General features: G+C 73.9%; 24 protein-coding genes. 8 read left to right on the top strand and 16 right to left on the bottom strand.

Going from position 1 to position 25,815, the window contains the following annotated elements; translation table 11 throughout:
* Positions 1-76 precede the first annotated feature (76 nt).
* The 12 genes from P696_RS51240 to cseB form a co-directional block, all read right to left on the bottom strand.
* Positions 77-913: an IclR family transcriptional regulator gene (locus tag P696_RS51240; RefSeq protein WP_064744286.1), complete on the bottom strand. Its 837-nt coding sequence runs from the start codon at positions 911-913 to the stop codon at positions 77-79.
* A gap of 5 nt (positions 914-918) precedes the next feature.
* The gene (gene pcaC, locus P696_RS57715) at positions 919-1,311 is read right to left on the bottom strand and encodes a 4-carboxymuconolactone decarboxylase (RefSeq protein ID WP_026416644.1); all 393 of its coding nucleotides are present in this window, start codon (positions 1,309-1,311) and stop codon (positions 919-921) included.
* Positions 1,308-2,081 carry a 3-oxoadipate enol-lactonase gene (gene pcaD, locus P696_RS57720; RefSeq protein ID WP_026416645.1) on the bottom strand — a complete coding sequence of 258 codons (774 nt, stop codon included), beginning with the start codon at positions 2,079-2,081 and terminating at the stop codon, positions 1,308-1,310. Before pcaD ends, pcaC begins: the two co-directional genes overlap by 4 nt.
* Positions 2,078-3,283 (bottom strand): 3-carboxy-cis,cis-muconate cycloisomerase, encoded by a 1,206-nt coding sequence (pcaB, locus tag P696_RS0139540; protein ID WP_245627983.1) that lies wholly within the window; start codon positions 3,281-3,283, stop codon positions 2,078-2,080. Before pcaB ends, pcaD begins: the two co-directional genes overlap by 4 nt.
* Positions 3,273-3,824, bottom strand: a complete 552-nt coding sequence (gene pcaG, locus P696_RS0139545) for a protocatechuate 3,4-dioxygenase subunit alpha (RefSeq protein ID WP_026416647.1) — start codon at positions 3,822-3,824, stop codon at positions 3,273-3,275. Before pcaG ends, pcaB begins: the two co-directional genes overlap by 11 nt.
* Complete coding sequence (pcaH, locus tag P696_RS0139550) at positions 3,824-4,489, bottom strand: protocatechuate 3,4-dioxygenase subunit beta (protein WP_026416648.1); 666 nt, start codon at positions 4,487-4,489, stop codon at positions 3,824-3,826. Before pcaH ends, pcaG begins: the two co-directional genes overlap by 1 nt.
* The gene (locus P696_RS0139555; protein WP_026416649.1) at positions 4,486-5,127 is read right to left on the bottom strand and encodes a CoA transferase subunit B; all 642 of its coding nucleotides are present in this window, start codon (positions 5,125-5,127) and stop codon (positions 4,486-4,488) included. Before P696_RS0139555 ends, pcaH begins: the two co-directional genes overlap by 4 nt.
* Positions 5,127-5,915, bottom strand: coding sequence for a CoA transferase subunit A (locus P696_RS0139560; protein WP_034489138.1), 789 nt, complete (start codon positions 5,913-5,915; stop codon positions 5,127-5,129). Before P696_RS0139560 ends, P696_RS0139555 begins: the two co-directional genes overlap by 1 nt.
* Positions 5,916-6,124: 209 nt before the next feature.
* Entirely contained in the window at positions 6,125-7,102 is a 978-nt protein-coding gene (locus P696_RS0139565) for a sigma-70 family RNA polymerase sigma factor (RefSeq protein ID WP_026416651.1), read from the bottom strand.
* Positions 7,103-7,225: 123 nt separating this feature from the next.
* Entirely contained in the window at positions 7,226-8,155 is a 930-nt protein-coding gene (locus P696_RS51245) for a D-alanyl-D-alanine carboxypeptidase family protein (protein ID WP_034489140.1), read from the bottom strand.
* Between the two features lie 379 nt (positions 8,156-8,534).
* Positions 8,535-9,815 (bottom strand): sensor histidine kinase, encoded by a 1,281-nt coding sequence (locus P696_RS0139575; RefSeq protein ID WP_026416652.1) that lies wholly within the window; start codon positions 9,813-9,815, stop codon positions 8,535-8,537.
* Positions 9,816-9,849: 34 nt separating this feature from the next.
* A complete protein-coding gene (gene cseB / locus P696_RS0139580; RefSeq protein WP_026416653.1) occupies positions 9,850-10,545 on the bottom strand; it encodes a two-component system response regulator CseB in 696 nt (231 codons plus the stop codon).
* A gap of 376 nt (positions 10,546-10,921) precedes the next feature.
* Here cseB and P696_RS51250 point away from each other — a divergent pair, with 376 nt between their 5' ends.
* From P696_RS51250 to P696_RS53460, 3 genes are all read left to right on the top strand, one after another.
* Positions 10,922-12,223, top strand: a complete 1,302-nt coding sequence (locus P696_RS51250) for a terpene synthase family protein (protein WP_157430209.1) — start codon at positions 10,922-10,924, stop codon at positions 12,221-12,223.
* Between the two features lie 110 nt (positions 12,224-12,333).
* Positions 12,334-13,176 carry a geranyl diphosphate 2-C-methyltransferase gene (locus tag P696_RS0139590; RefSeq protein ID WP_026416654.1) on the top strand — a complete coding sequence of 281 codons (843 nt, stop codon included), beginning with the start codon at positions 12,334-12,336 and terminating at the stop codon, positions 13,174-13,176.
* Positions 13,177-13,410: 234 nt separating this feature from the next.
* Entirely contained in the window at positions 13,411-13,968 is a 558-nt protein-coding gene (locus tag P696_RS53460) for a universal stress protein (protein WP_026416655.1), read from the top strand.
* 73 nt (positions 13,969-14,041) lie between these two features.
* On the opposite strand, the gene P696_RS0139600 is transcribed toward P696_RS53460, so the two are convergent.
* Together P696_RS0139600 and P696_RS0139605 are read right to left on the bottom strand one after the other, a co-directional pair.
* Positions 14,042-17,296, bottom strand: a complete 3,255-nt coding sequence (locus P696_RS0139600) for a GH92 family glycosyl hydrolase (protein WP_034489144.1) — start codon at positions 17,294-17,296, stop codon at positions 14,042-14,044.
* 169 nt (positions 17,297-17,465) lie between these two features.
* Positions 17,466-18,518 carry a LacI family DNA-binding transcriptional regulator gene (locus P696_RS0139605; protein ID WP_026416657.1) on the bottom strand — a complete coding sequence of 351 codons (1,053 nt, stop codon included), beginning with the start codon at positions 18,516-18,518 and terminating at the stop codon, positions 17,466-17,468.
* Between the two features lie 199 nt (positions 18,519-18,717).
* On the opposite strand from P696_RS0139605, the gene P696_RS0139610 reads away from it, so the two are divergent.
* Genes P696_RS0139610 through P696_RS0139630 form a run of 5 tightly spaced genes read left to right on the top strand, consistent with a single transcriptional unit; the run spans position 18,718 to position 23,461 of the window.
* Positions 18,718-19,749 (top strand): class I mannose-6-phosphate isomerase, encoded by a 1,032-nt coding sequence (locus P696_RS0139610; protein ID WP_026416658.1) that lies wholly within the window; start codon positions 18,718-18,720, stop codon positions 19,747-19,749.
* Entirely contained in the window at positions 19,746-20,534 is a 789-nt protein-coding gene (locus P696_RS0139615; protein ID WP_026416659.1) for an ATP-binding cassette domain-containing protein, read from the top strand. The genes P696_RS0139610 and P696_RS0139615 overlap by 4 nt, the downstream gene beginning before the upstream one ends.
* Positions 20,531-21,550, top strand: a complete 1,020-nt coding sequence (locus tag P696_RS0139620) for an ABC transporter permease (protein WP_026416660.1) — start codon at positions 20,531-20,533, stop codon at positions 21,548-21,550. The genes P696_RS0139615 and P696_RS0139620 overlap by 4 nt, the downstream gene beginning before the upstream one ends.
* A gap of 34 nt (positions 21,551-21,584) precedes the next feature.
* Positions 21,585-22,559 (top strand): ABC transporter substrate-binding protein, encoded by a 975-nt coding sequence (locus tag P696_RS0139625; protein WP_026416661.1) that lies wholly within the window; start codon positions 21,585-21,587, stop codon positions 22,557-22,559.
* Positions 22,556-23,461, top strand: coding sequence for a carbohydrate kinase family protein (locus P696_RS0139630; protein ID WP_211245979.1), 906 nt, complete (start codon positions 22,556-22,558; stop codon positions 23,459-23,461). The genes P696_RS0139625 and P696_RS0139630 overlap by 4 nt, the downstream gene beginning before the upstream one ends.
* 31 nt (positions 23,462-23,492) lie before the next feature.
* Here the strand turns inward: P696_RS0139630 and P696_RS0139635 are convergent, their stop codons facing one another.
* Positions 23,493-24,560: an acyl-CoA dehydrogenase family protein gene (locus tag P696_RS0139635; RefSeq protein ID WP_026416662.1), complete on the bottom strand. Its 1,068-nt coding sequence runs from the start codon at positions 24,558-24,560 to the stop codon at positions 23,493-23,495.
* Positions 24,557-25,750 (bottom strand): acyl-CoA dehydrogenase family protein, encoded by a 1,194-nt coding sequence (locus P696_RS0139640; protein ID WP_026416663.1) that lies wholly within the window; start codon positions 25,748-25,750, stop codon positions 24,557-24,559. The genes P696_RS0139635 and P696_RS0139640 overlap by 4 nt, the downstream gene beginning before the upstream one ends.
* Positions 25,751-25,815 lie beyond the last annotated feature (65 nt).

The raw sequence follows: 25,815 nt of genomic DNA on the forward strand, positions 1-25,815 counted from the left end.
GGCCGTCCCGCCCGGGGGGCGGCGGACGGCCCTCTGCCACGGGAGCGGGTCCCGGGGTTCGGTCGGTGGGCTCGTTCTACTCCGCGTCCGGTTCGGAGGCGGAGTCAAGGGGGTCCGGCGTGAAGACGGCGTCCTGCCGGAGGGCGGCGGCGCCCGCGTCCCAGTGGACGGCCAGGTCGCGGGACAGGGCGCGCGCCGCCGTGGCGAGGGGTGGCAGGAGCCGCCGCGGGTCGGAGCCGCGCGTGCGCGCGACCAGCGACAACGCGGCGACGACCTCGCCGTCCCTGTCCCGGACGGGCACGCCGACCGAGGACGCGCCGGCGGTCATCTCGTCCCGTGTCACGGCGTAGCCCCGGCGGCGCGTGGCGGCGAGGTCGCGGCGCAGCTCGCCGGAGTCGGTGAGGGTGGTGGGGGTGTGCCGGGTCAGCGGCGCGGCGAGGACGGCCTCCCGCACGGCGGCGGGCGCGTACGCCAGCAGCACCTTGCCCGCGCCGGTGGCGTGCAGCGGCAGGTCGGAGCCGACCACCGTCACCACCGGCACCGAGCGGCGCCCGCGCAGCCGCTCCACGAACAGCGCCCGCCCGTCGCGCAGCACGGCGAGCTGGACGTTGTCGTGCGTCGCCTCGTACAGGTCCTCCATGTGCGGCAGCGCCAGCTCGCGCAGGCCGCTGACGGCCGGGGCCCGGCTGCCGATCCGCCACAGCCGGGTGCCGATGCGGTAGGTGCCGTCGTCCGGCGTCCGCTCCAGGAACCCGCCCGCCGTCAGCTCGCCGACCAGGCGGTGCCCGGTGGACGGCGGCAGCCCGGCGCGCCGGCAGATCTCGCTCAGCGTGAGCCGGACGTCCCCGGGCGCGAACGCGTCCAGGATCGCCATGACCTTGCCCGCCGCCGTCGGCGGACGCCGCGCGTCCACGCCCGCTACCCCCGCTCGTCGATCTCGGCCAGGACCCGCTGCGCGACGGCGAACGCCGAGTTCGCGGCGGGCACGCCGAGGTAGATCGCGGTCTGCAGCAGGACCTCCTTGATCTCGTCGCGGGTGAGGCCGTTGCGCAGCGCCGCGCGGATGTGCATGGCGAGCTCGTCGTGATGCCCGCCCGCCACCATCGCCGTGAGGGTCACGCAGCTGCGGGTCCTGCGGTCGAGGCCGGGACGGGACCAGATCTCACCCCACGCGTAGCGGGTGATGAGGTCCTGGAAGTCGGCGGTGAAGTCGGTCGTGCGGGCGACCGCGCGGTCGACGTGCGCGTCCCCCAGGACCTCCCGGCGGACCGTCATCCCGTCGGCGTGCCGCTGGCTGTCGTCGCCGGTCACTCGGCGGTCCCCTTCCAGGTTCGGGTGAGGTGGTGCAGGAGCGCGTCGGTGACGGCCCCGGGCTGTTCGACGTTGGCGAGGTGCCCGGCGTGGTCGGCGATCGTCAGCACCGAGTCCGGGATGTGTGCGGCGAGGACGTCGGCGTGCCCGCGAGGCGGGGTCGCCACGTCCTGCGCGCCCGCGACGACCAGCGTCGGCGCGGTGATCCGGTCGAGGCGGCCGGTGAGGTCGAAACCGGCGAGCGCCTCACAGCAGGCGGCGTAGCCGTCGGGCGCGGCCGTCCGGTTCATCGCGACGTACGGTTCGGCGCCCTCGGGCGCGAAGTCCGGCGTGAACCAGCGGGACGGCGCGGACGCGGCGACGCTCTCGACCCCCTCACGCCGCACGAGCGCGGCACGGTCGCGCCACGGTCCGGGCTCGCCGAACCTCGGCGACGTGCAGAGCAGGGCGAGGCTCGCGACGCGTTCCGGCGCGCGCAGGGCTGCCGTCATCGCGACGGCCCCGCCGAGCGAGACCCCGGCGACCGCCGCGCGCGCCGCGTCCGCGCGGTCCAGCAGGTCGATCACGGCGTCCGCGAGGTCGTCTATGCCGAACGGGCCGTCCGGGACGGGCGCGCCGCCGTGGCCGGGCAGCTCGTAGCGCAGCACGCGCCAGTGCCGGACGAGCGCGGGGAGCTGCGGTTCCCAGAGCGCGGACGTCGTGCCGAGCGAGGGCCCGAGGACGACCAGAGGGGCGTCCTCCGGGCCGTCGAGGCGGTGGACGAGTTTCACGTGCGGGTCTTCCTGTACTCGATGAGGGCGCGGTCGGTCAGGACGCCCGCCGCGCGGACGTCGGCGGACGGGTCGTGCCCGGGGAGCAGCGCGACGAGGTCGTCCAGGTGCGCGCGCATGCGGTCGGGACGCACCTCGAGTCCGTCCAGGAGCTCGGCGGTGGTCGCGGCGGCGCCGCCGGTCAGCCGCAGGCACTCGCGAAGCGGCTGCCATTCGGCGTGCCACTCCCCCGCCGGACGCTCGTGCCCGGCGGCCTGCGCGGTCAGCAGCACCTGGACCTGCGCCGGGACCTGGAGCGCCGCCGACCGGACGAGCGTCGCGAGCGCCGGGTTCCGCTTGTGCGGCATGGCCGAGGAGCCGCCCCGGCCGGGCGCGGCCGGCTCGGCGAGCTCGTCCACCTCGCTCTGCGCGAGCAGCGTCACGTCCGTCGCGATCTTGCCGAGTGCCCCTGTGACCAGCGACAACGCGGTGCCGAGCTCGGCGATCGGGGTGCGCCGGGTGTGCCAGGGCAGGACGGCCCGGTCGAGTCCGAGCTCGTCGGCGAACGCGTCGGCGAGCGCGGGACCGTCCGCGCCGTAGGCGGCGAGCGTGCCTACCGCGCCACCGAGCTGGACGGGCAGCGCGACCGCCGCCAGCCGGTCGCGCGCGTCCAGGCAGCCGAGCAGCCACTGCGCCGTCTTGAGCCCGAACGTCGTCGGCAGCGCCTGCCGGGACAGCGTTCGCCCCGGCATCGGGGTGTCCCGATGCCGTTCGGCGAGGCCCGCGAGCAGCGCCAGGACGCGGTCGAGCGTCCCGGCGATCTCCCGGCGGGTGCGCGCGGCGACCAGCATGGCGGCGGTGTCCATGACGTCCTGGCTGGTCGCGCCGTGGTGGACGTGCCGTCCGGCGTCTCCGGCGAGCGCGCGCAGGTCGGCGACCAGCGGGACGACGGGGTTGCCCGCGCCGCGGGCCCTTCGGGCGAGCCCGGCGGGGTCGGGCCGCGCGGCGCGGGCGGCCTGGGTGATCGCGTCCGCGGCGTCCGCCGGGACGAGGCCGAGCCGCGCCTGCGCGCGGGCCAGCGCCGCCTCGGCGTCCAGCAGGGCGCGCAGCCACGCGGCGTCGCCGGTCAGCGCCTCGGCGGCCGTCCCGGCGCGGACCGGGGACAGCAGGCCGGCGTCCACCGGCCCCTCCCCGGCGGCCCCGGACGGCTGGTCAGATGTCAAGGAAGACCGTCTCCCGCTCGCCCTGCAGCTGGATGTCGAAACGATACGTCCGGGCGTCCTCCGCCTCGGCCACCAGGGTCGGACGGCGTCCGGCCGGGACGGCCGCCAGCAGCGGGTCGTTCGCGTGCGCGTCGGCGTCCTGCGGGAAGTACAGCCGCGTCCGGACGGGCTTCAGCAGCCCGCGCGCGAACACCAGAACCGCGATGTGCGGGGCGTCCTGGCCGTTCGCGCCCGGCTTCACCGTCCGGAACCAGTACCGGCCCGCCGGATCGGTGCCGCAGCGGCCGAAACCGGAGAAGTCGTGCGACTCGCGGCGTAGCCCGCCGAGCCCGGACGGGGTCCGGCCCTCGGCGTCGGCCTGCCAGATCTCGATCAGGGCGTCCGGGACGGGGTCGCCCGCGCCGTCCAGCACCCGGCCCCGGACGGTGATCGCGTCCGGGTGCCAGCCCGGGACGACCTCGGGGCCCTCCGCGTAGGGCAGCGCGTAGCCGAAGAACGGCCCGACCGTCTGCGAAGGCGTCGGCTCGAGGATGTCGGTCATCACGCCTCCATCGGGGTGTCGCCGAGAACGATGTCCCACTGGTAGCCGAGGGCCCACTCGGGCGTGGTGGTGTCCAGGTCGAGGCGGGACACCAGCCGGTCGCGGTCCTTCTGCTCGGGGATCGACCGCAGGATCGGGTCGTAGGCGAACAGCGGGTCGCCCGGGAAGTACATCTGCGTGACCAGGCGCTGCGTGAACGCCGTCCCGAACACCGAGAAGTGGATGTGCGCCGGACGCCAGGCGTTCGTGTGGTTGCGCCACGGGTACGCGCCGGGCTTGATCGTGACGAACCGGTAGCGGCCGTCGTCGCCCGTCAGGCAGCGTCCCGCGCCGGTGAAGTTCGGGTCGAGCGGGGCCGGGTGCTGGTCGCCGAGGTGGGCGTACCGCCCGGCGGCGTTGGCCTGCCACAGCTCGACCAGCGCGCCGCGCACCGGACGGCCCGACGCGTCCAGCAGCCGTCCGGTCACGATGATCCGCTCGCCGAGCGGCTCGCCGGAGTGCTGCCTGGTCAGGTCGTCGTCCAGGCGGCCGAGCTCCTGGTGCCCGAACACCGGGGACGCCAGCTCGATGCTGTCCGGCCCCAGCCGGGGCATCACGAGGTCCTGCCCGGGCGCGCGCAGCACCGTGCTCTTGTAGTCCGGGGACAGGTACGGGGGGTGGGTCATGCTCTCTCCTCCACGCGGACGGGTGCGGCGGTCCGCTCGCGGACCTCGGCCTCGGTGACTCCGGGGGCGGTCTCGACGAGCACGAGGCCGCCGGGGGTGACGTCCAGGACGGCGAGGTCGGTGATGATCCGGTCGACGCACGCCGCGCCGGTCAGCGGCAGCGTGCAGGTCTCCACGACCTTGGACGCGCCGGACCGGTCGGTGTGCGTCATCACCGCGATCACCCGGCGCGCGCCGTGCACCAGGTCCATCGCGCCGCCCATGCCCTTGATCATCTTTCCGGGGACCGACCAGTTGGCGAGGTCGCCGCGCGCCGACACCTGCATCGCGCCCAGCACGGCGACGTCGATGTGCCCGCCGCGGATCATCCCGAACGACAGGGACGAGTCGAAGTAGGCCGCGCCCGGGAGCACGGTCACCGTCTCCTTGCCCGCGTTGATCAGGTCCGGGTCCACCTCGTCCTCGGCCGGGTACGGGCCGACGCCGAGGACGCCGTTCTCGGCGTGCAGCACCACGTCACGTCCGGCCGGGACGTGGTTCGGGATGAGCGTGGGCAGGCCGATGCCCAGGTTGACGTACGCGCCGTCCGGCAGCTCGGCCGCGGCGCGCGCCGCGATCTCGTCTCGGCTCCAGGGCATCAGTCCCGCACCTCACTCGCAGTCCGGGCGGTCCGGACGGTCCGCTTCTCGATCGGCTTGTCGGCGGCCTGCTCCCGTGTCAGCGCGACGACCCGCTGGACGAACACGCCGGGCAGGTGGACGTGGTCGGGGTCGATCGCGCCGGGCTCGACCAGCTCCTCGACCTCGGCGATCGTGACCCGGCCGGCCATCGCGGCCAGCGGGTTGAAGTTGCGGGCGGCCTTGTCGAACACGAGGTTGCCGTGCCGGTCGCCCCGGGCCGCCCGGACCAGCGCGAAGTCGGTGGTGACGGACTCCTCGAGCACGTACGGCCGGCCGCCGAACTCGCGCACCTCCTTGGCGGGGGACGCGACCGCGACCGAACCGTCCGGCGCGTACCGCCAGGGCAGCCCGCCCTCGGCGACCAGCGTCCCGACGCCCGCGGGGGTGTAGAAGGCGGGGATGCCCGCGCCGCCCGCGCGCAGCCGCTCGGCGAGCGTGCCCTGCGGCACCAGCTCGACCTCGATCTCCCCGCCGAGGTACTGCCGCGCGAACTCCTTGTTCTCGCCCACGTAGGAGCCCATCGCGCGGGCGATCCGGCCGGCCCCGAGGAGCCGCCCGAGGCCCCGGCCGTCCAGCCCGCAGTTGTTGGACACCACGCGCAGGCGCTCCGAGCCGCGCTCGTACAGCGCGTCGATGAGCACCGCGGGGACCCCGCAGAGCCCGAACCCGCCCACCGCGAGCGAGGCGCCGTCGCCGACGTCGGCGACCGCCTCCGCCGCCGAGGCCACGACCTTGTCCGAACCCACTGCCGTTCCGCCTCCCGATCGCCCGACCCGCCCGAACCGCTCCGGGACGTCCGGCGGTGCGCGCGGAGGCGCGGGACCGCCGGGAGTGCCCGTCGGCACACACCCTCCCAGCGGCACGCGAACGGACAAAGCCCACTTTTCCGCCCAGCGGAAAGCCCGCTGGGCGGAAAAGTGGGCCCGCGGGGCTCCAGGCCCCGTCCCGTCAGGGATCAGGCGGTCTCAGGCAGGCCGAAGAACGCGAACAACCGGGTGTCGAAGAACACCGAGGCGTGCTGGATGCCACCGCGCGCGATGTCGAAGACCTGGATCTGAAAAGGGCGGTACGCCCCGTCGCCGCCGCGCTTGTAGACCGCGTAGGCGGGCTGCCCGTTCGCGCCGGTCGGCAGCAGCCGGAACGTCGCGGGCTCCGGGCCGCACTTCGACCTGATGAGCCGCGCGATCCGCTCGGGCCCGACGAACCACTCGGGGTAGGGCGGCATCTCCCACACCGCGTCCTGCTTGAACAGCTCGACGAGGCCGTCGATGTCGGACTCCTCGAACGCCTTGGCGTAGCGCTCCAGCAGGTCGCGCTGCTCCGGGTCGGTCGGCTCGACGAGCCGGTCACGCTGCGGGCCGACCTCCGCCAGCTGCGCGCGGGCCCGCTGGAGGGCGCTGTTCACGGCGGCGGTGCTGGTGCCGAACAGGTCGGCGACCTCGGCCGCCCTCCACTTCAGGACGTCCCGCAGGATCAGCGTGACCCGCTGCCGCGCGGGCAGGTGCTGCAGCGCCGCGACGAACGCGAGCCGGGTGCTCTCCCGGGCCGCGACGATCGACGCCGGGTCGGCCGGGTCGGCGCCGAGCAGCCCGTCCGGCGCGGGCTCCAGCCACGGCACCTCCGGGGTGGCGACGACCGGGCGCTCCGGCTCGTCGGTCGGCCCGCCGAGCCCGGTCGGCATGGGCCTCATGCCGCGCTGCTCGATGGCCGTCAGGCAGGCGTTCGTCGCGATCTTGTACAGCCAGGTGCGCAGCGAGGACCGCCCCTCGAAGCGCCCGTAGGACCGCCAGGCCCGCAGGTAGGTCTCCTGGACCAGGTCCTCCGCGTCGTGGACCGAGCCCAGCATCCGGTAGCAGTGCGCGAGCAGCTCGCGACGGTACGGATCGACGAGCTCCTCGAACTCCCGCTCCTGCGTGGCGGTGTTGTTCGCCATTCGGGGTCACCCTCACTGACCGAGGCGGTGGGTGTCGGATCGACGCTCCGACCGTAGGCGCCGCCACCGACATTTTCAGCCGAAGCCACGCACCAGCCCCCTCACCTCCCACGAACCCCCAGCTCAGAGCCCGTCCCCAGCACTCTGCGCGGCATTCTGCGCGGCGAGCAGGCGGCGGGCGGCCGCGAGCAACCGGCGGCTGCCGTCGAAGGCGGCCCCCAGCTTCCGGTCGAGGCCCGCCTCCGAGCCGCCCTGCCGCAGGACGACCCCGAGGACCAGCCGCGCGCGGTCCCCGGACGGCACGCGCGCCGCCCACATCAGCGCGCCGCCCGCCGGAGTGCTGGACCCGGTCTTCAGGCCGACCACGTCCGGCTCGTCGAGGAGCCGGTTGGTGTTCCGGACGACCCCGACGCCCGGCACGGTCGCCTCCTTCGCGGCGACGACCGCGGCCAGCGCGGGTTCGCGCATCGCCGCCCTCGCCAGCGCGAGCTGGTCGACGGCCGTGCTGACCGTGCTCGCCTCGTAGCCGCTGGCGCCGGTGTAGACGGTGTCGCGCATGCCGAGCCGCGCGGCGGTCGCGTTCATCTTCCGGACGAAGGCGTCCTCGGACCCCGCGTCCCAGCGGGCCAGCAGCCGCGCGACGTTGTTCGCCGAGGGGAGCAGCATGAGCTGCAGCATCCGCCGCTGGCTGAACCGCTGCCCCTCCCCCAGGTAGACCGTCGACTCGTCCCGGTTGCCCGATTCGTTCGACGCCGTCCGGTCGATCTCGATGGACGGGCCGTCCTCGCCCGCCCGCAGCGGATGGCCGCTCAGGACGACGTAGGCCGTCATCACCTTCGTGACGCTGGCGATCGGCACCCGCTTCCGCTCGCCCCCGGCGACCGGCCCGCCCATCCCCTCGATCTCGACCGCCGCCTGCCCGGTCTTCGGCAACGCCGATTCCAGCCGGTTCCCGGCCTCCGCGTCGCCCGCACCCGGAACCGGCCCCAGCCCAAGGCCGAACGCGAGCCCCGCGGCCAGCAGCCCGACGAGCAACGCACCGACCAGAACCATCAGGGCAAGCGCCCTGGAGCGCCCGCCGCGCCGGGCAGACGAAGGAGTGGTCACGACATGCCTCCAAGTGATCGACGTGCGCCTCTCGCGCACACCGACCACCCTCCGACCAGCGCATATCAGCGCCGTCGAAGCCATGTAGCAACCAGCGCTTGACCACGTATCAGCCGTGTATCACCGCCAACGCGCCACTCAGCCCCGCGCCACCCGGCCGCGCCCCGCCCGGCCTCACGCCATCCGGCAGCGCGCTCCACCCGGCAGCGCCCCGCCCGGCGGCGCGTGCAACCCGGCCCCGCGCCACCCGGCGGCGCGTGCCGCCTGGCAGCGCTCCACCCTCAGCGCGCGCCACCTGGCGGGGCGCGCCGCCCGGCAGGGCGGCTCACCCGGCGGCGTCGATCGTCGGAGAGTCGGAGGCGGGGAGGCGGAGGGTCACGAGTGCTCCGCCGTCGGGGGTGTTCGCGAAACGCAGGCGTGCGCCGATCACGGCCGCCTGTCCGGCGGCGATGGTCAGGCCGAGGCCGTGCCCCCGGCCGCGCTCGGGCGTCCCGGTGCGGAACCGGCGCGGGCCGTCCGCCCGCAGCTCGGCGAGCAGTTCGTCCGGAAAGCCGGACCCATGGTCACGGACGGTGACCACGACGTCCCCGCCGTCCGCCGCCACCCGCACCTCCACCGGCGGGCTGCCGTGCCGGTGCGCGTTGATCACCAGATTCGCCACGATCCGGTCGAGCCGCCGCGGATCGGTCTCGGCGACCGGCGCGCCGTCCACCTCGACCCGCGCGACCAGGCCCGTGCGCCGCACCGACTCGGCCACGATCTCGCCCACCGGCACCGGCGCGAGGTCGGCCCGCTCGACACCCGCGTCCAGGCGGGAGATCTCCAGCAGGTTCTCCACCAGCGCGCGCAGGACGCCGACCCTGTCCCGCACGAACCCGGTCGCCTCCCCCTCGGGCAGCAGCTCAGCGGATGTCACCAGCCCCATCAGGGGCGTGCGCAGCTCGTGCGCGACGTCCGCGGTGAAGGACCGCTCGGCGCGCAGCCGCTCCTGAAGGGCGGCGGCCATCGTGTCCACGGCCGCCGCCATCTCGGTGATCTCGTCGTGGACGCGGCCGGTCGCGCCGATGCGCGCGTCCAGGTCGCCGTCCGCGATGCGCCGGGCCGTGGCCGCCGCGCCCCGGACCCGCCGCCGCAGCCGCAGCGCGACCAGGATCCCGGCCGGGACGACGACCGCGAGCGCGAGCGCGCCCGCCCCGACGAGGTTGCGGTCGAGCGCCCGGAGACTGCGCCGCTCGGCGCTCATGTCCACCCACGCGGCCACGACCCCGCCGCCGTCCAGGGGACGGACCGCCCACATCCGCGGGCCGTTCCGGACACGCTCGTCGTACCAGACGCCCTCCTGCCCGGAGCGTCCGATGGCGGCGACCTCGGGCGGCATCTCCGCCGGGTCGATGATCACGTCCCGCATCTCCGCGCCGGTCCGCTCGTGCGTGCTGATCTCCTGCGTCAGGCTCGACATCGCGCGGGCGCGCCCCTCGCCGAGCATCCGGTCATGGCTCAGCCGGTGGACGAGCAGCCCGTCGGCCACCGCGACCGCCAGCGCCGCCGCCGCGACGAGCGAGCCGAGCTTCCACGGCAGGGACCGGAACGCGAACCACCGCGCCACCGGGCCCCACCCGCCGGTCCTCCCCGTCCCCATGTCAGCGCCGCAGCTTGTAGCCGAAGCCGCGGACCGTCTCGATCCGGTCGGCGCCGATCTTGGCCCGGAGCCGCTGGACGGCCAGGTCCACGACCCGGCTGTCGCCGTCCCAGGCGTGGTCCCACACGCTGCCGAGCAGCGTCCGGCGGCCGAGGACGACGCCGGGCTGCGCGGCGAACTCCAGCAGCAGCCGCAGCTCGGTCGGGGTCAGCGGCACCGGACGGCCGCCGCGGCGCACCTCCATGCCCGCGGTGTCGACGGCGACATCGCCGAAGGTCAGCACGGTCGCGGACTCCCCCGGCACGGTGGCGGCGGCCCAGTCCGAGCTGCGCCGCAGCACCGACCTGATCCGCGCCACGAGGACGGCCGTGTCGACCGGCTTGACCACGTAGTCGTCCGCGCCCGCCTCCAGCCCGGACACCACGTCGAGCCCGTCGCCGCGCGCCGACATCATCACGATCGGGACCAGGCTGGTCTCCCGGATCCGGCGGCACAGCCCGATCCCGTCCAGGCCCGGCAGCATGACGTCCAGCACCAGGACGTCGTGGCGCGGCCCCCGGTCGCCGCCCGCGCGGAACGCCTCCAGCCCGGCGAGCCCGTCCGGCGCGGTCTCGACGGTGTAGCCGTAGCGCTCCAGCGTCAGCCCGACCGTCCTGCGGATCACCTCGTCGTCCTCGACGAGGAGCACGTGCGTCATCGCACCCCGTCCCCCTGTGTCGTCCCCGGCGCACGAGGCTACCCGCCCCCTTCCACACCCATGTGACCCGCAGGACCGATGGACCTCACCCAAGGGTTATTCACGTCGGGAATCCACGTCACTACGTTGTGTAATCGCGGCGTGGCGGTCACGTCCGGTCGTTCCGGCGGAAGGCAGGTCAGTGGTGGACACCCGTTCCGAAACGACCCCGGCGGCACCCCCGACCCACCTGACGGCCCCGGCGGCCCTGCCGGACCCGGCGAACCTAGCGGCCCTGGCAGACCTGACGGTCCTGGCTGACCCGGCGGACCTGGCGCCTCCAGCGGACCTGCCGGAGCCCGTGGACCTGTCGGCGCCGGTGGCCCCGTCAGCCCCCATGGTCCTGCCGGAACGGATCGGCGGCCTGCCCAGCGGGCCCAGCGGGCTCGGCACCTCCGGCTGCCGGATCGGCCCGATCACGCCGGTCCTCGACGTCCCCGAGCCCCCGGCGCCACCGGCCCCGCCGCCGACGCCGGAACCCGTCGAGGTCCTGGAGACCCCTCCCGTCCAGGTCCCGGAGACCCCTGAGGCGTCGCCCGTCGAGGTCGCCGCCCCTGCCGAGCCCCAGCCCGAACTCCGGTCCGACCTCCAGCCCGAGCTCCACGCCGACGTCCGCGTCGCGCCGGAACCGTCCTCTCCGTCCGAGGACGGCGAGGACGTCGAGTCCCGGCGCATCAAGGGTCTCAAGTTCCACCCGCCGCTCCGCGACGACCGGGGCCTGGCCGACCGGGTCAACGAGCGGCTCATGGAGTGGGCCGAGAAGGAGGTCGAGCTCTACCCCGACGACGAGCTGCGCGCGATGTTCCTCGCCTTCGACCCCGGGCGCTCGGTCGTGATGTGCCATCCGGACTCGGCGTCCTTCGAGCACCTGGTCGCCGCCGGGATGCTCTACATCGGCGAGAACGCCGTGGACGACTACTTCTGCGAGCCCGACCTCGGCGGCACGCCCGACGGGCTCGGCGCCCGGCTGCTGGTCGCGCAGACGGCGATCGACCCGCTGCACACGGCCAAGGAGCAGGTCCCGAAGTGGCTGGCCGGGATCGCCTCGCACCCGGCGCTGCGCTGCATGCGGTCGGCCATGAACTACTTCGAGCGGATCGCCACGCCCGCGCAGGCGCACCGGTACCGGCATGACATCTGCAACCTCTACCTGGGGTACTGCGCCGAGGCCGCCTGCATCCAGACCGGCCGGACGCCCGCCGTCTGGGAGTACCTGGCGCACCGGCAGTTCAACAACTTCCGGCCCTGCCTGACCATCACCGACGCCGTCGGCGGCTACGAGCTGCCCGCGGGGATGTTCGCCCGCCCGGACGTGCAGCGCGCGACCGGGCTCGCCTCGAACGCCAGCACGATCGTCAACGACCTGTTCTCGCTGCGCAAGGAGATGGCGCAGGAGCGCGTCCACCACAGCCTGCCCACCGTCATCGCCGACGAGGAGGGCTGTGACATCGACGAGGCGTTCCAGAAGACCATCGACATCCACAACGAGCTGATGGACGACTTCGAGTCGCTGTCGGCGCTGCTCGCCCCGACCGACCCCGTCCTGGCCCGCTACCTGGCGGGACTGTCGAACTGGGTCGCGGGCAACCACGAGTGGCACTCCGGGCTGGTCGGCACCAGGTACGCCACGTCCCCCTGAGCCGGCCGCCCGAGCCGTCCGAGCCGTCCCACCCGGCGGCCCCGGCACCGGGGCCGCCGCCTCCAGCCTCTCCTTCCCCCCTTTTCCGAGAACCAACGAGGAGATCATCCATGTCCCAGCCCGCTCTGACCTCCTACCAGGGTGACGTCGCCGCCTACTGGAACGCCGAGGCCGACCCGGTGAACATCCGGCTCGGCGAGGTGGACGGGTTCTTCCACCACCACTACGGCATCGGCGAACCGACCCCCGGCGTCGCCGAGGCGGGCGACGAGGCGGTGATCGCCGACCTGCACCGGCTGGAGTCCGCGCAGGCGCAGCTGCTGCTGGACAACCTGGGCTTCGCGGGCGGCGGGCTCGGCCCCGCGCACCGCGTCCTGGACGCAGGGTGCGGGCGGGGCGGCAGCAGTTTCCTCGCCAACCAGCGGTTCGGCTGCCGGGTGGACGGGGTGTCCATCTCCGCCAAGCAGGTGAACTTCGCCAACGAGCAGGCCGCGCAGCGCGGCGTCGCCGACCGGGTCACGTTCCACCTGGCGAACATGCTCGACACCGGCCTGCCCGCCGGGGAGTTCCACTCCATCTGGAACAACGAGTCCACCATGTACGTCGACCTTCACGACCTGTTCGGGGCGCACGCCAGGCTGCTGGCGCGCGGCGGACGCTACGTCACGATCACCGGCTGCTACAACGACGTGTACGGGCAGATCCCGTCCAAGGCGGTCTCGACGATCAACGCGCACTACGAGTGCGGCGTCCACTCGCGACGGACCTACTTCGCCGCGCTGGCCGCGAACCGGCTGATCCCCGCCCGCGTCCTCGACCTGACCGCCGCGACCATCCCCTACTGGGAGCTGCGCGCGAGGTCGTCGGTGGCGACGGGGATCGAGGAGGCGTTCCTGTCGTCCTACAAGGACGGGTCGTTCCAGTACCTGCTGATCGCCGCCGACCGGGTCTGAGCCGTCCCGGTCCGAGCGACCGGGTCCGAGCCGACCGGGTCTGAGGGGCGCCGGAAGACGTCGGAACGCGGCCCGCTCGGAGGCCATCCGGCGGGCCGCGCGGGTCAGGTGGACGTCTCCGGCGAGAAACCCGCGGTTCAACGCGTGTAAACACTTCCACCCGAGCGGGTAAGGCTGCACCCTGGATGGCACACATGCCGCAGGGACGGTGGCAGGCTCCCGCAGGAGGGGACCGTGATCGTGAGACCGGAGGGCGGACCGCGCGTCGTCGTGGGCGTGGACGACTCGCCCGGGGCGCGCTGCGCCCTGTCATGGGCCATCGGCGAGGCCCGGCTCCGGGGCCTGCCCTTGCTGGTGGTGCACGCCGCCCCGCTGCCGCCGCACGTGTCGGCCGCGGGGCAGATCGGCTGCGGCATCACCGAGGCGCTGCGCGCCGCCGGGGCCGAGTTGATCTCCCGGACGCTCGCCGAGGTCGCGGGCGGCACCCCGCCCGGGGTGGAGCTGACCGAGCTGGCGCTGGTCGGCGAGCCGGGCGCGACGCTGGTCCGGCTGGCCCGCGACGACGACATCCTCGTGGTCGGGCACGGCGACCGGAGCCTGCTGTCCCGGATCGTCCGGCCGTCGGTGCGGCTGCACTGCGCCCGGCGGACGCGGGCGACGCTGGTGTGCGTCCGGCCGCCGTCGTTCGACTCGCTGATCGACTCGCTCACCGTCCCGGACCATCCGGAGGCCACGGCGTCGGACCCGCCGCTGTTCCGCCGCCTGGCCCGCCGTCGCCGCCGGACGGTCTGACCCCGCGCTTCGACGTCAGAGAGCGGCCCCCGGAACCGGCAGCGGTTCCGGGGGCCGCTCTCTGACGTCCGGGTCAGGAGAAGGACCAGGCGAAGACGTGCAGTGAGCCGCCGCTCGCCGGGGCGTTCAGCGTGAAGCTCTTGACCTGCTTGCCCGCCGCGAGGTCGATCGGCGTCGCGGCGAACACGTAGACGTTGATCTTCTGCGTGCCGCCGTCGGCCGAGTTCCGGTAGGGGGTCTTGAGGACGGTCTGGTTGCCGTACCGGGGCGGGTAGGCGTCCGCGCCGAGCGCCCAGTCGGAGAACGCCAGGTCGGACTTCTGCGTCGTGCCGTCGGTGTAGGTGATCGTGACGCTGGACGGGCTGTCGCCGTTGCCGCCCGCGCCGAGGAACGCCAGTCGCGTGCCCTGCGGAGGCTGCGGCAGGTCGACGGTCTGCCCCTGCGCCTGGACGTTGTCGAACTGGCCGGGCCGCCGGGACGGCCAGGTGAAGGTGAAGCCGTTCCAGGTCAGCGGCGATCCGGGCTTGGCCCCGGCGGACGCCAGCGCCTGCGAGGAGTAGGACCAGCCGCCGCCGTCGAAGTCGGCCGCGCCGGACGTCCCGTCGGACGAGATTCCCGGGTTGTTCTGGTACCACTCGATCGTGCCCTTGTGCGCGACGTTGACCGACACCGCCGCCTCGCCCGCGCCGGAGATGTCGAACGGCACGGAGTGGACGTCGACCTGGGCGTCGGCGGCGACCGACAGCGTGACCGGCTGTTCGGCCTGGCCGTGGTCGGGCACGGTGAGCGTCCCGGAGGACGGGCTGACGGTGACGCCCGCCGGGGGCCTGGCCGTCCAGGACACGGTCCCGCCCTTGGCGAGCGCCTGCACCTTCAGGGTGGTGGTCGCGGTGCCGCCCGGCTCGACCGCGACGATGCCCGGGTCGGCGGCCGAGATGAACGCGTGCGCGCCCTCGTTGAAGGACGGCGGCTGGTCGCCGTCGGCCGTGCCGAGTGTCGTGTTCGGCTGCGCGCCCATGGTGAGGTCGAGCCGTCCGCCGCCGGTGGCGAACGACTCGGGCACCCACAGCCTGGACGAGTCCTGGCCGTTCACCTTGAGGGACTGGATGTAGGGGGCCGTGGACGCGCCCGGCGCGTTGATCGTGAAGCGCTGCCCGGACGAGCGGCTGATCTCGACCCTGTCGAAGGCGGGTCCGTTCACGACGAGGTCGGCGCGTCCGGGGGTCACCGGGAACATGCCGATGGACGCCCACACGTACCAGGCGGACATCGTGCCGAGGTCGTCGTTGCCGACGAGGCCGCCCGGCGTCGGCTTGTACAGCTCGTTGCGCGCGCGGTTCACGACGTCCTGGGTCTTGTAGGGCGTGCCGCTCCACGCGTAAAGCCAGGGCGTCTGGATGGACGGTTCGTTGCCGAGGTAGGCGTACGGCTCGTGCGGACCGGCGTTGAGCTTGGTGAAGAACCCGTCGAGCCGTTTGGCCGCGGCGTCCCGTCCGCCGATGAGGTCGAACAGGCCGCCGACGTTCTGGTAGGCCATCCAGCTGTACTGGGCGCCGTTGCCCTCGACGTACTGGCTGGAGTCGCCCGGGTCGAACGGGCTGAGGAAGGAGCCGTCCGACAGGCGCGGCTGGATCCAGCCGTTCGACGGGTTGAAGACGTTCTGCCAGTTCTGCGCGCGGCTCATGAACGTGTCGGCGGTGCTCGTGTCACCGAGCCGCTTGGCGAGCTGCGCGATTCCGAAGTCCGCGAGGCCGTACTCCAGCGTCGTGGACGTGTCGCCCGGCACGAAGCCGCGCTGGAGGTACTGGGCGTTGCCCGGACGCTCGGTGTAGCCGGACTTCGCGCCGACCCGGTTCGCGCCGTCCACCATGGCGGCGAGCGCGCCCCTGGCGTCGAAGTCGCGCGCGCCGAAGGCGTACGCGGACGAGACGATCGAGTGGTAGGGGTCGCCGACCATGACGCCGGTGACGGTGTTCTGGTGCGACCAGCGGTCCCACACGTTCCCGATCTGGTGCGCGTCGTCGTACATCGACTGGGCGATGTCGGAGCCGACGTCCGGGGCGAGGAACGAGATGAGCTGGGCCTCGCTGCGGTAGATGTCCCAGCCCGAGAACGTCGCGTACTGATGGTGGCCGGGTCGCACCTTGTGCGTGCGGTAGTCGAAGCCGGTGTAGGTGCCGTCCGCGTCGTCGAACACGTACGGCTGGAGCAGCGCGTGGTAGAGCGCGGTGTAGAACGTGCGCAGGCGGTCGTCGGACCCGCCGGTGACCCTCACCTGGCCGAGCCTGCTCCGCCACGCGTCGGACGCGGACGAGCGGACCTGGTCGAAGCCGCGTCCGCCGATCTCGGCCTTGAGGTTGGCGCGCGCTCCGGCGACGCTCACGTACGACAGCCCGGCCCGCATCTGGACGGGCTTGCCGGGATCGAACTGCAGGTAGACGCCAGAGCCCGGGCCCTTGACGTTGACGCCGCCGGTGAAGGCGCGCTGGTTCTGGACGGGCTTGCCGGTCGGCGTGTTGTTCAGGCGTCCGTTCGGTTTGGGCGACTGCGGGACGCGGTCGGGCGACGTGCCCCGGGCGACGGCGTCACCCGGCTCGACCGAGTCGTCCTTCCAGGTGCCGAACGCCTTCACCGGCTGGTCGAAGGTGGCGTGGAAGTACACGTAGTAGCGGGTGCCCGCGCCGCAGAAGCCGCCGGTCTTGGCCCAGCCCTCGACGGTGTTGCCGTTGACGGTGGCCTCGGCGTCGTCCACACCGTGGATGGAACCGGTGACGTTCAGCAGGAGCGTGCCGGGCTTGCCGGTCGGGAAGGTGAACCTGCCGACACCGCCACGGGTGGACGCGGTCAGCTCGGTCTTCACGCCCGCGTCGTCGGTCACGGAGTAGTAGCCCGGGTCGGCCTGCTCGTTGTCGTGCTTGAACGTCCGGACGTAGTCGTCGCCGTGGGTGGCGGGTGAGCGTCCGACCGTCCCGGACAGGGGGATGACGGGGAAGTCCTGCGCGCCGGTGCAGCCCGGGCCGGAGATGTGGGTCATGGAGAAACCGCGCAGGCGGTCGTCCTCGTACTTGTAGCCGCCGCCCGCGTTGCGCACGGTGTCGGGGCTCCACTGCATCATGCCGAACGGGGTGACCGCGCCGGGGAAGTTCTCCCCCGCGCCGCCGCCGTGGCCGAAGTCGGGGCCGCCGTCCTGGGTGCCGACGAACGTGTTGACGTAGGAGACCGGATCGGACGCGGCCTGGACGGTCTGCGCGACCGCGACCGGAAGCAGAGGGATCAGGAGCAGGGCGGACGGGACGGCGAGGCGCCTTCCGAGGCGGGATCCTTGCATACGCGCTCCCTCGAGACAACGTTGTCAGGACGCCCTAGATCGTGCGGCCCGACCTCGGGCGCGTCAAGGGCCCAATCAAGCATCAAGGACCTCAACCAGGCCGAAAACACACACCGGCCTCGGCCAATACCGATGACAACGTTGTCCTGATCTTGACCGTTCGGGCCGGTCAGGAAGCGGGGCGGCGGGGGCCGCGGCGGACGAGCCGGGTGGGGAGGACGGTCTCGGCGGGCCAGGAGCGGTCACCGCCGATCCGGTCGAAGAGCCGCGCGGCGGCGGTGCGGCCGAGTTCGCCCACGTCGTAGGCGATGACGGTGAGGGGGCGGGGCATGAGGTCGGCGAGTTCGAAGTCGTCGAAGCCGAGCAGGTCCACGTCCGTGTCACCACGAGTGTCACCGCGCGCGTCGTGGTCGCCGTCCAGGCGGCCGAGGGCGGCCAGCACGCCGACGGTGATCCGGTTGTTGCCGCAGAAGAACGCGGTCGGCGGATCGCCGCCGCGCATCATCGCGGTGGCGGCTGCGGCGGCCTGGTCCGGGTGCGCGACGTCCGTCCTGACCAGGGCGTCGTCGTAGGGGACGCCCGCCCCGGCGAGGGCTGCGCGGACCCCGGCGAGGCGTTCGCGGGCGGTGTAGATCGTGGTGGAGTCGCTGATCACGCCGATCCGGCGGTGGCCGCGGCCGAGCAGCGCCTCGACCCCGGCGCGGGTGCCGCCCGCGTTGTCGATGAGGACGCTGTCGGCCAGGATGCCCGCGGGCGGCCGGTCCAGGAACACCACCTGGGTGTTCATCTCCAGCTCGGGACGCATGTAGGAGTGGTCGCCGCCGGCCGGGACGATGATCAGGCCGTCCACCCGGCGCTGGCACAGTTCGAGGAAGAGCCGCCGTTCGAGCTCGGGGCTCTCCTCGGAGCTGGCGGTGATGAGGTGGGTGCCGCGTTCGCGCGCGTACCGTCCGACAGCGGCGGCGAGCGCGGAGTAGAACGGGTTGGCCAGGTCCTCGATGATGAGGCCGATCGTGGCGGTGGCCTGGCCCGACCTCAGCGAACTGGCGATGTGGTTGCGGCGGAAGCCGAGCTCGCCGATCGCCGCGAGCACCCGCTCGGTGACCTCGGGACGCACCGAGGGGGCGTTGTTGATGACCCGGGACACCGTCTTGACGCTCACCCCGGCGGCGGCGGCCACGTCGGAGATCGTCGGGCGGCGGGGCTTGTCCTCGTTCGTCACGGTCCAACGTTATCCCCGGCGGGCTCGGGCGGGACGGGCGCGGCGGCGGATCGTCCGGTTCCGGAGAGGCCGTGCGAGCGGGGGTTTCAGGGGACCGCGAGGGCCAGGGAAGGCCGTGGTGTCCGGCCGGGGTGTTGACAACGATGTCATTCGGACCGAGGGTGTCGGCGACGGCCCCGAGCGAGAGGCGGACCGACGCGTGCGACCCCTCCCCCTGCCCGCCAACCAGCCGCGCCACTTCTACCGGGGCGGTTCGTCGATCGCCCGGTTCCGGGGCCTGCGGCCTCCCGACGACCGGCGTCCCGAGGACTGGGTCGGCTCGGCGACCGGCCGGATCGACGACGCGTCCGCCGGGGTCACGGTGCTCCCGGACGGCCGCAGGCTGCCCGACGCGGTCGCCGCCGACCCGCTCGCCTGGCTCGGCCCCGGGCACCTGCGCCGCTGGGGGACCTCGACGGCGCTGCTGGTCAAGCTGCTCGACGCCGGGCAGCGGCTCCCGGTGCACTGCCATCCGAGCCGGGCGTTCGCGCGGGCGCACCTCGGCAGCGCGTTCGGCAAGACCGAGGCGTGGCTGGTGCTGGAGACCGCCGATCCCGGCGGCGGGTGGGTGCGGCTGGGGTTCCGCGACGAGATCCCCGAGGAGCGGCTGCGGGTCTGGTCGGCCGAGCAGGACGTCGGCGCGATGCTGTCCGCCACCAACCTGGTGCGGGTGCGGGCGGGCGACGCGGTGCTGATCCCGGCAGGGCTTCCGCACTCGATCGACGCGGGCGTGTTCGTCGTCGAGCTCCAGGAGCCGACCGACTTCAGCGTCATGCTGGAGTGGAAGGGGTTCGCGCCGGACGGCGACGAGTCCGGGCATCTGAGGCTCGGATGGGACGTCGCGTTGCGGTGCGTCGACCGCAGGGCCTGGACTCCCGATCGCGTGGCCACGCTCGTGCGCACGCGCGACCAGACGCCCGTCACCGGCGGGGGCGCGCGACGCGTCCTGCCGGAGGCTGCCGATCCGTTCTTCCGTGCCGAACTCGCTGGGGACGAGACCGTGTTCTCGCCGAGTTTCGCGGTGCTGGTCGTCCTGCGGGGTGAGGGCGAGCTGCGGTTCGACGGCGGGAGCCAGCGGGTGCGGAGCGGGCAGACCGTCCTGGTGCCGTACAGCGCGGGCCCGACGAGCCTGCACGGGCGCGGGCTGGACGTCCTGCGCTGCCTGCCGCCCTCCCCAGAGGAGGCCGGATGAGCGGCGCCGGATCGGACGCGCCGCTGCTGGAGGCCGTCGGCGTCGTGAAGAGCTACGGGCACGTGGAGGCGCTGCGCGGCGCGGACTTCGCCGTCCACGCGGGCGAGGTCGTCGCGCTCATCGGCGACAACGGCGCGGGCAAGTCCACCCTCACCAAGATCCTCTCCGGGGTGGAGCGGCCGGACGCCGGGACGATCCGGATGGACGGCGCGCCCGTCGCGTTCGACCGGGTGGAGCGGGCCCGCGCGGCCGGGATCGAGACCGTCCACCAGGACCTCGCGCTGTGCCCGCAGCTCACCCCGGCCGCCAACTTCTTCCTCGGCCGGGAGGTGCTGCGCGGCGGGCCGCTCGGGAAGCTCGGCTTCCTGGACCATCGCGCGATGCGCGAGCGCGCCCGCGCCGAATGCGAGCGGCTCGGCGTCCGGCTGAGGTCCGACACGGTCCCGGTCTCGGCGCTGTCGGGCGGGCAGCGGCAGGGCGTCGCGGTGGCGCGGGCGGTGACCTGGGCGCGGCGCGTGGTGTTCATGGACGAGCCGACCGCCGCGCTCGGCGTCGTCCAGACCGGGCGCGTGCTGGACCTGATCCGGCGCGTCCGGGACACCGGGGTCGCGGTCGTCCTGATCAGCCACAACATGCAGGACGTCACGGCGGTGTCGGACCGGATCGAGGTGCTCCGGCTGGGCACGCGCGTGGCGCGCTTCGACACCGCGCGGGTCTCCATGGAGGAGCTGGTGGCCGCCATGACCGGCGCCACGTCGGGCGCCCGGCCCGGGGAGGACGGATGAGTGTGGAGGTCGGCGGGCCGGTGACCGCGCGCGAAGGGCGCGTGCGAGGCCGGGCGGTGCTCGAGCGGGTCGCGGGCAGCCAGGTGGTGTGGATCGCGCTGGTCCTGGCCGTGATGCTCGTGGTGTTCGGGGTGCTGCGCCCGCACAGCTTCGCGACGAGCTTCAACCTGCTGAACCTGGTGAGCGACGCGGCGATCCTGCTGCTGCTCGCGGTCGGCATGACGTTCGTGATCGTCACGTCCGGGATCGACCTGTCGGTGGGCGGGGTGCTGGTGTTCTCCGGCGTGACCGCGGCGAAGGCCATGAGCGCGGTCGGCGCGGAGTCCGGGACGGCGCTGTGGCTGGGGCCGCTGGTGGCGGTCGCGACCGGCCTCGCGTGGGGCCTGCTGAACGGGTCCGTCGTGGCGTACGGGCGGATCCCGGCGCTGATCGTCACCCTCGGGACGCTCGGCATGTCGCTCGGCGGCGCGCTGCTCATCACCGGCGGGGTGGACCTGCGGGCGTCCGGCCGGCTGAACCTCGGCCTCGGGCTCGACAAGGACCTCGGCGTCCCGGACATCGTGTGGATCTCCGCGGCGGTGACCGTCGCGCTCGCCGTGCTGCTCGCGCAGTGCCGGTTCGGGCGGCACACCTACGCGATCGGGTCCGACACCGAGGCGGCGCGGCGCGCGGGCGTGCGGGTCGAGCGGCAGCTGGTGAAGGTGTACGGGCTGGCCGGGCTGCTGGCGGGACTCGCCGGGTACCTGTCACTGGCCAAGTACGGGATCACCGGGGTGTCGGCGCACTCGACCGACAACCTCCAGGCGATCGCGGCCGTGGTGATCGGCGGGACGAGCCTGTTCGGCGGGGCCGGCACCGTCCTCGGCACGGTCATCGGCGTGTTCATCCCGGCCGTGCTGCAGAACGGCTTCCAGATCCTCGGGGTCAAGCCGTTCTGGCAGCAGGTCGTCGTCGGCGCGGTGCTCATCGTCGCCGTCTACCTGGACCAGTGGCGCCGCCGTTCGGGCGACCACTGACCTCTCTCCCCCCCCCCCGACAGAAAGGCGAACCATGCGCAGGTTCATCGGCGTGCTGACGGCGGCGGCGCTGGTCGCGGCGGCGGCCACGGCGTGCTCCGACTCGGGCTCCGGGTCCGGGTCCGGCGGCAGGGTGAGGCTCACGCTCGTGCAGGGCATGGCGGGCGAGGAGTTCTACGAGACGATGGCGTGCGGCGCGAAGCGGCAGGCCGCGGCGATGGGCGTGGACCTGAAGGTGCAGGGCCCGCAGAAGTTCGACCCGACGCTCCAGACCCCCATCGTGAACTCGGTGGTGGCGAGCCGTCCGGACGCGATGCTCATCGCGCCGACCGACACCAAGGCGCTCATCGCGCCGCTGAGGCAGGCCAAGGCGGCGGGCGTCAAGACCGTCCTGGTCGACACGGTCGTGGACGACCCGTCCATCGGCGTGTCGCGGATCAGCACCGACAACCTGAAGGGCGGGGCGACCGCCGCGACGGCGCTGGCGAAGCAGGTCGGCGACAAGGGCAAGGTGCTGGTGATCTCCACCGATCCGGGAGTGAGTACGGTGGACGCGCGGATCAAGGGATTCGAGCAGGAGATCAAGGCGAGCCATCCGAACGTGACGTACGTGGGCGTGCAGTACTCGCACAACGACGTGTCCGAGGCGAGCAGGATCGTGAACGCGGCGCTGGCCCGGAACCCCGACCTCGCCGGGGTGTTCGCCACGAACCTGAACTCGGCGACCGGGGCCGGGTCGGCGCTGCAGCAGGCGGGCAGGCTGGGGAAGGTGAAGATGGTGGGGTTCGACGCGGGCCCGGCGCAGGTGAAGCAGCTCCAGGACGGGGTGGTGCAGGCCCTCGTCGCGCAGCTGCCGGGCGAGATCGGCGCGAAGGGCGTCCAGCAGGCCGTGGCGGCGGTGCGGAAGCAGGCGGTCACGCCGTCCATCCCCACGGACGCGACGGTCGTCACCAAGGACGACCTGACCCGGCCCGACATCCAGAAGATCCTCTACAAGGCGACCTGTTGAACCGCGTCACCGTTCTCGGCGAGGCGCTCGTGGACCTGGCCCCGGCCGGGGACGAGCGCCTCTTCCGGGCCGTCCCGGGCGGGAGCCCCGCCAACGTCGCGGTCGGGCTCGGACGGCTCGGCGTCTCGTCCTCGCTGGTCACCGGCCTCGGCGCGGACGCGTTCGGGCGGCTGGTCGTCCGGCACGTGGAGGACGCGGGCGTGTCGGTCGTCGTCCAGCCGTCGCCGTTCACCGGCATGGCCGTGGTGACGCTGGACGACGCGGGCCGCGCGTCCTACGACTTCGCGCTGTCCTGGGAGCCCGCCGAGGAGCCGCTGCCGGACGGCACGGTCGCCCTCCACACCGGCTCGCTCGCCGCCGCGCTCGGCGACGGGCCCGCGCGCGTCGAGGCCGTGATGGAGGCGGCGCGTCCGGTCGCGACGGTGTCGTTCGACCCGAACATCCGTCCGGCGCTGATGGACGACCTGGGGCGCGAGGTCGACCGCGTGGTGCGGCAGGTCGCGCTGAGCGACGTGGTGAAGGCCAGCGAGGAGGACATCGCCTGGCTCCATCCGGGCGTGGATCCGCTGGACGTGGCCCACGGCTGGCGCGCGCTCGGCGCCGCGCTGGTCGTGGTGACGCACGGGGCGGGCGGCGCGACGCTGGTGGGCGACCAGGAGGTGCACCGGCCCGCTCCCCCGGTGCCGGTCGTCGACACCGTCGGCGCGGGCGACGCGTTCACGGCCGCGTTCCTGGCCGGGCTGGACGACGCCGACCTGCTCGGGCCGGACCGCCGGGACGCCCTGTCCTCCGTGCCCGTGGACGTCCTCGAGCGGGCCGTCCTCGCAGCGTCCCTGACCTGCACGCGGCCCGGCGCGGATCCGCCGACCCGCGCCGAGCTGGACGCCTTCGCCGCCGTCTGACCCGCGCCCCGGCTCGTGCGCGGGCCGGGGATCAGGCGGGCGGGAGGTCCACGAGGCGGGCCAGGGTGGCGCGGTGGTGGCCGGGGGTGCCGAGGGCGATGGCGTCGGCCTTGGCGCGCTTGAGGTAGAGGTGCGCGGGGTGTTCCCAGGTGAAGCCGATGCCGCCGTGCATCTGGACGCACTCCTCGGCGGCGCGGACGGCCACCTGGGAGCAGTGCGCCTGCGCGAGCGCGGCGGCGACCGGCAGGTCGGCGTCGCCGGTCGCGAGGCAGGACGCCGCGTGGCGGGCGACCGCGCGGGCCTGAGTGATGGACGTCCAGAGGTCGGCGAGGCGGTGCTTGAGCCCCTGGTACGAGCCCACCGGACGGCCGAACTGGTAGCGCGTCCTGAGGTAGGTCGTCGTGGTCTCCAGGCAGCGCTCGGCCAGGCCGAGCTGCTCGGACGCCAGCATCGCCGCGCCCGCCGTGAGCGCGGCCCGGACGGCCTCCTCACCCTTCGCGACGACGCGTCCGGGGGCGCCGGTGAGGGTGAGGTCGCCGAGCCGCCGGGTCATGTCCAGCGAGGTGACCGGGGCGCGGGTGACGTCGGCCGCGTCCACGGCGTAGAGGGCGTCCGGCGCGGGGACGAGCAGGACGTCGGCGGTCAGGGCGTCGGCGACGTCGCGGATCTCGCCGGTCAGGCGGCCGTCGATCGCGTTGACGGAGGGCAGCGGCCCGTCCGGGGCGGTCCCGAAGGGGAGGGCGAGGACGGCCGTCCGCTCCCCCGAGGCGAGCGCGGGCAGCAGCTCGTCACCGGCCGCGAGCAGCGCGGCCGTCGCGATCACAGAGCCGGTCAGGAACGGGACGGGCGCGACCGCACGCCCCAGTTCCTCCATGACGACGGCGGTCTCCCGCCACGTCGCCCCGCCGCCGCCCCGCTCCTCGGGCGCGGGCAGGGCGAGGACGCCGAAGTCGGTCAGCACGCGCCACAGGGACGCGTCGGACGGCTCGTCCTTCTCGGTGCCCGCGAGGACGTCCGGCCAGGCGCAGCGCTCGTCGAGCATGCCGCGCAGGCCCGAGCGCAGGTCGTCCTCGATCTCGCCGTACAGCAGGTCGCTCACTTCGGCAGGTCCTTCCACGGGACGTCCTTGTCCACCCGGATCTCGCCGGGCAGGCCCAGCACGCGCTCGGCGATGATGTTGCGCAGGATCTCCGACGTGCCGCCCTCGATGGAGTTCCCCTTGGCGCGCAGGTAGCGGTAGCCGGGCGAGCGGCGGGTGAAGTCCACCTCGGTCGGGCGGCGCATCGTCCAGTCGTCGTAGCGCAGGCCCTCCGAGCCGAGCAGTTCCAGCTCCAGGCCGGAGATCTCCTGGTTGAGGCGGGCGAAGGCGAGCTTGGCGGCCGAGCCCTCCGGGCCGGGGCCTCCGGCCGCGAGCTGCTGGCGGAGCCGCTCGCCGGTGAGCCGGGCCGCCTCGGTCTCCACCCACAGCCTCATCAGCTCGTCGTGCGCGGCCGGGGTGCGCAGCTCCGGACGGTCGCGCCAGAGGCCGGTGACGACGCCGATCATGCCGCCCTCGCGCGGGGCGGCGCGTCCGCCGATCGCGACGCGCTCGTTCATCAGCGTGGTCGTCGAGACCCGCCAGCCCTCCCCGACCTCGCCGAGGCGGTGCTCGTCGGGGATGACGACGCCGGTGAGGAAGACCTCGTTGAACTCGGCCTCGCCGGTGATCTGCCGCAGCGGCCGGACCTCGACGCCCGGCGCGCGCATGTCGCACACGAAGTACGTCATGCCCCGGTGCTTGGGGACGTCCGGGTCGGTGCGGGTGACCAGGATGGCCCAGCGCGCCTCGTGCGCCATGGACGTCCAGACCTTCTGGCCGTCGACCGTCCAGGAGTCGCCGTCCCGGACGGCGCGGGTGCCGAGCGCGGCGAGGTCCGAGCCCGCGCCGGGCTCGGAGAACAGCTGGCACCAGATCTCCTCGCCCGTCCAGAGCGGGCGCAGGAAGCGGCGCCTCTGCTCCTCGGTGCCGAATGCCAGGAGGGTCGGCGCGGCCATCCCGAGCCCGATGGCGTTGGCCTCGGGACGGTTGGACGGCGCGCCCGCCCGCTCGAACGCCGCGTCCACGGCCTGCTGGAGCGCGACCGGCGCGCCGAGCCCGCCGTGTCCCTCCGGGAAGTGGACCCAGGCGAGCCCGGCGTCGAACCGCGCGCGCAGGAACGCGAGCGGTTCGGTCTCGGCCGGGTCGTGCGCGGCGAGGAACGCGGCGACGCGCCGTTCCAGTTCCTCCGCGCCGGGCGGTGCAGTGCTCACGGACGGACCTCCGCAGGGGACATACCAACCGGTCGGTACGCGTCACCCTAGGGAGCCGTCCGCGC

The organism is Actinomadura oligospora ATCC 43269 (assembly GCF_000518265.1).
Classification (GTDB): domain Bacteria; phylum Actinomycetota; class Actinomycetes; order Streptosporangiales; family Streptosporangiaceae; genus Spirillospora; species Spirillospora oligospora.